Origin of the sequence: Pseudomonas sp. (assembly GCF_041601375.1) — a bacterium.
Classification (GTDB): Bacteria; Pseudomonadota; Gammaproteobacteria; order Pseudomonadales; family Pseudomonadaceae; genus Aquipseudomonas.
In genome coordinates this window covers 1-4,352 of sequence record NZ_JBFIIG010000267.1, presented here as the reverse complement: position 1 = coordinate 4,352, position 4,352 = coordinate 1, and the positions used below count along the sequence as shown (strand labels likewise).

Sequence of the window (4,352 nt, the reverse complement as noted above, 5' to 3'; positions counted from 1 at the left end):
GTTGAGCCAGATCGGCGTGCCCTTCAGCACGCTACTCGTCCCCGTCGATGAAAATTCATTGCCAGAAGAGCCTCCCTGCGCCTATGTAGAGCGTCTGGCCCGCGCCAAAGCGCAGGCTGGACTGGCCGCCTTGGCTGATCCGGGTGATGCTGTGGTACTCGGTGCCGATACGGCCGTGGTCCTCGATGGGCGGATTCTCGGCAAGCCGCAGGACCGCGCCGAAGCCGTGGCGACCCTGAGCGCGCTGTCCGCCCGCGAGCATCAGGTCTTGACCGCGGTAGCCCTGGCGTCGACCACCAGGGTGGCGGCGCGGGTGGTCAGCAGTCGGGTGCGCTTCCGGCGCTTGACCCGTGCGGAGATCGAGGCCTATTGGGCCACCGGCGAGCCGCAGGACAAGGCTGGTAGTTATGGTATTCAAGGGTTGGCGGCAGTGTTCGTCAGCCAGTTGCAGGGCAGTTACTCGGCCGTGGTGGGCTTGCCCCTGTGCGAAACCGCCGAGTTGCTCGCAGAATTTGCTATTCCGTGCTGGCAGCCGTTGCCAGTCCACAGTCAAGAGGGTGCAGGTCGCGGGTGAGCGCTGAAGGCTGGCGCTGCCTGGCTTGCCGCTTCGTCGGACCAGAGATAGAGCCATGAGTGAAGAGATCCTGATCAATATCACGCCGATGGAGTCGCGCGTGGCGGTGGTGGAAAACGGCGTGCTGCAAGAGGTGCATGTCGAGCGGACGCAGAAGCGCGGTATCGTCGGCAATATCTACAAGGGCAAGGTGGTGCGGGTGTTGCCGGGCATGCAGGCGGCGTTCGTCGACATCGGCCTGGATCGCGCCGCCTTTATCCATGCCTCGGAAATTTCCAGCCGTGAAGGCAGCGCGGTGGAAAGCATCAGCGCCCTGGTCCACGAAGGTCAGGCCCTGGTGGTGCAGGTCACCAAGGACCCGATCGGCAGCAAGGGCGCGCGGCTGACCACCCAGCTGTCGATCCCCTCGCGTTACCTGGTGTACATGCCGCGCACCAGTCATGTCGGCATTTCCCTGAAGATCGAGGACGAAGCCGAGCGCGAACGCCTCAAGCAGGTGGTGGCCGACTGCGTCGCTGCCGAAGGCATCGCCGAGGCCGGTGGCTTTATCCTGCGCACGGCCGCCGATGGTGTGGGCAGCGACGAAATTCTGGTCGATATCCGCTACCTGCGCCGCCTGTGGGATCAGATCGCGGCGCAGAAGCAGAGCGCGCCGGCCCCGTCGGTGATCTACGAAGACCTCAGCCTGGCCTTGCGCACCCTGCGCGACCTGGTCGGCCCGCGCACCGAGAAGATCCGCATCGATTCGCGGGAAACCTTTCAGAAGATCACCCAGTTCGTCGACGAGCTGATGCCGGAAATCGCCGATCGCCTGGAACACTACCCGGGCGAACGGCCGATCTTCGACTTGTACGGCGTCGAAGACGAGATCCAGCGGGCGCTGGAGCGCAAGGTGCCGCTCAAGTCCGGTGGTTACCTGGTCATCGACCCGGCCGAGGCGATGAGCACCATCGACGTCAATACCGGCGCCTTCGTCGGTCACCGCACCCTCGAGGAGACCATCTTCAAGACCAACCTCGAAGCGGCCACCGCCATCGCCCGTCAGCTGCGCCTGCGCAACCTCGGCGGCATCATCATCATCGACTTCATCGACATGGAAGACGAAGAGCACCAGCGCCAGGTGCTGCGTACACTGGAGAAACAGCTGGAGCGCGATCACGCCAAGACCAACATCATCGGCATCACCGAACTGGGCCTGGTGCAGATGACCCGCAAGCGCACGCGCGAGAGCCTCGAGCAGATTCTCTGCGAACCCTGCAGCTGCTGCCAGGGACGCGGCAAGCTGAAGACCCCGGAAACCACCTGCTACGAGATATTCCGCGAGATCCTGCGTGAGGCGCGGGCCTACCAGGCCGAGGGCTATCGGGTGCTGGCCAACCAGAAAGTGGTGGATCGCCTGCTCGACGAGGAGTCGGGCAACGTCGCCGACCTCGAAGCCTTTATCGGCCGGACCATCAAGTTTCAGGTCGAGACGATCTACTCCCAGGAGCAATACGATGTGGTGCTGCTGTGAATCGGCCAGCTGTGTCCAGGGAATGAACTGAATGGCGCATCTGGCTCGTTGGTTGATCGCGGCGTTGCGCTGGGGCCTGGGCTTGTTCGCGTTGGGCCTGGTGCTCGCCGCGTTGTATGTCAGTCTCGGTCGCGAACTGGTGCCCTGGGTCGCCGAGTACCGCCTGGAGGCCGAAGACCAGGCTTCCGCATCGCTCGGTATGCCGCTGCGGATCGGCCGGCTGGAGGGGCGCTGGCAGGGCTTCGCGCCACTGCTGATCGCCCATGACGTGCAATTGGGCGAAGGTGCCGGCGCACTGCGCCTGGATCAGGTGCGCCTGGTGCCGGACGTGCTCGCCAGCCTGTCGGCGCGTGAGCCGCGGCTGGCCAAGCTGGAGCTGGATGGCTTGCAGTTCAGCCTGCAGCAGGACGAGCAGGGCGCCTGGACCTTGCAGGGGTTGCCACAACGCAGCGAGCCTGCGGCCCTGGATGTCACTCGGGTATTGCAGCAGTTGCAAGCGGTGGACCGCCTGTCGCTGCTGAACAGCCAGGTGACGCTGCAGGCCCAGCAGCTGCCGGCCGTTACCCTGACCTACGTCAACCTGACCCTGCGCAATGGTGCGAGTCGGCAGCGTCTGGATGCGCGCCTGCTGCTGCCCGACGGCCAGCCAGTGGCGCTGCAGTTGCGCACCCGTATGCAGGCCGAGCGCTGGCGCGAGGTGCAGGCCGAACTGTACCTGAGCCTGCCGCAAAGCGATTGGGCGCATTGGCTGCCGCCGAGCGTGACGCGCGAGTGGCGTCTCGAGCAGTTGCAGGCAGGCGGTGAAGTCTGGCTGGCCTGGGCCGACGGCGCCTTGCAGCGTGCCGTCAGCCGCCTGCACGCGCCGCAGGTGGTGGCTGCCTATCTCGAGCGTGAGGCGGCGCAGGTGCAGAACCTTGCCCTCAACGCCTATTTCGAACGCAGCGAACAGGGCTTCGAGCTGCTGCTGGACGATCTGGCGCTGAGCCAGGGCGAGACCCGCTGGGGCGAGGTGCAACTGGCCATCAGTCATCGTCGGGACAGTCGCGAAGCCGAAGAACAATGGTCGCTCGGCGCCGATCGTCTCGATCTGGCGCCGCTGCTGCCGCTGGTCAACGCCTTGGCACCCCTGCCGGACAAGGGCCTGGCCCTGCTCGTCAGCCTGCAGCCGCAGGGCGCCTTGCGCAATATCCAGGTGGATTACCGGCCCCGGATCGAGGGCGACGAGCGCTTGCAGTTCGCCGCCAATCTCGAGCGCATCGGTTTTGCCGCCTACCTGGCCTCGCCGGCGGCCGAAAACATCAGCGGCAGTGTGGCCGGTGACCTGGGCCAGGGCGAACTGCGCCTGGCCAGCGAAAATTTCTCCCTGCACCTGGACACCCTGTTCCCCGAGCCCTGGCTGTACAGTCAGGCCAGTGCCCGGCTGACCTGGCAGCTGGACGAACAGGCCTTCACCCTGCGTAGCCCCTATCTGCAGGTGCTCGGTGAAGAGGGGCCGATTGCCGGCGACTTCCTGATTCGCCTGATGTTCGATCCCGAGGCCGAGGACTACATGGACCTGCGCGTCGGTCTGCGTGACGGCGATGCGCGTTATACCGAGAAATACCTGCCGACCCGCGCACCTGGCTTGAGCGCGGAACTGGCCGATTGGCTGAAAACCGCGATTCGCGGCGGCACGGTCAACGAAGGCTATTTTCAGTACCAGGGGTCGCTGAACAAGGGCGCCGCCGATGCTGCGCGCAGCCTCAGCCTGTTCTTCGCCGTGGAAGATGCCGAGCTGGCCTTCCAGCCGGGTTGGCCGGCACTGCGCGAGGCGCGTGGCGATGTGTTCATCGAAGACAGCGGGGTGCGGGTGCGGGTGGTCGAGGGACGCATACTCGATAGCCGGGTGCGCAACGCCACGGCGGACATTCCCCACGCGGCGCCGGGGCAGGCGCCGCGGCTGCTGCTGGACAGCGAGCTGCAAAGCAGCGTCGGCGATGCCCTGAAGATTCTCCAGGATGCGCCCATGGGCACTGCCGAAACCTTCGCCGGCTGGCAGGGCGAGGGGCCTCTGTCGGGCCGGCTCAAGCTCGATCTGCCGCTGCGCAAAGGGCAGGCGCCGGCGGTGATAGTCGACTTCACCACCGAAGGTGCGCGGCTCAAGTTGAGCACCCCCGAGCTGGAGCTCAGCCAGCTGCAGGGCACCTTTCGCTACGACACGGCCAGCGGTTTGAGTGCCCCGGATATTCGCGCGCACGCCCTCGGCCATGCCGTGCGGGGCAAGGC

3 protein-coding genes are annotated in these 4,352 nt (G+C 65.7%); all 3 read left to right on the top strand.

Features of this window, described 5'->3' with window-relative positions; all coding sequences use genetic code 11:
- The first annotated feature begins 1 nt into the window (after nucleotide 1).
- On the top strand, nucleotides 2–574 hold the full coding sequence (locus tag ABZE94_RS20710) for a nucleoside triphosphate pyrophosphatase (protein ID WP_372878005.1): 573 nt from the start codon (nucleotides 2–4) through the stop codon (nucleotides 572–574).
- Nucleotides 575–629: 55 nt separating this feature from the next.
- Nucleotides 630–2,087, top strand: a complete 1,458-nt coding sequence (rng, locus tag ABZE94_RS20705) for a ribonuclease G (protein ID WP_372878003.1) — start codon at nucleotides 630–632, stop codon at nucleotides 2,085–2,087.
- A 31-nt stretch (nucleotides 2,088–2,118) separates the two neighbouring features.
- Nucleotides 2,119–4,352 (top strand): YhdP family protein (locus tag ABZE94_RS20700; RefSeq protein ID WP_372878001.1); only part of this gene is annotated, 2,234 nt, incomplete at its 3' end.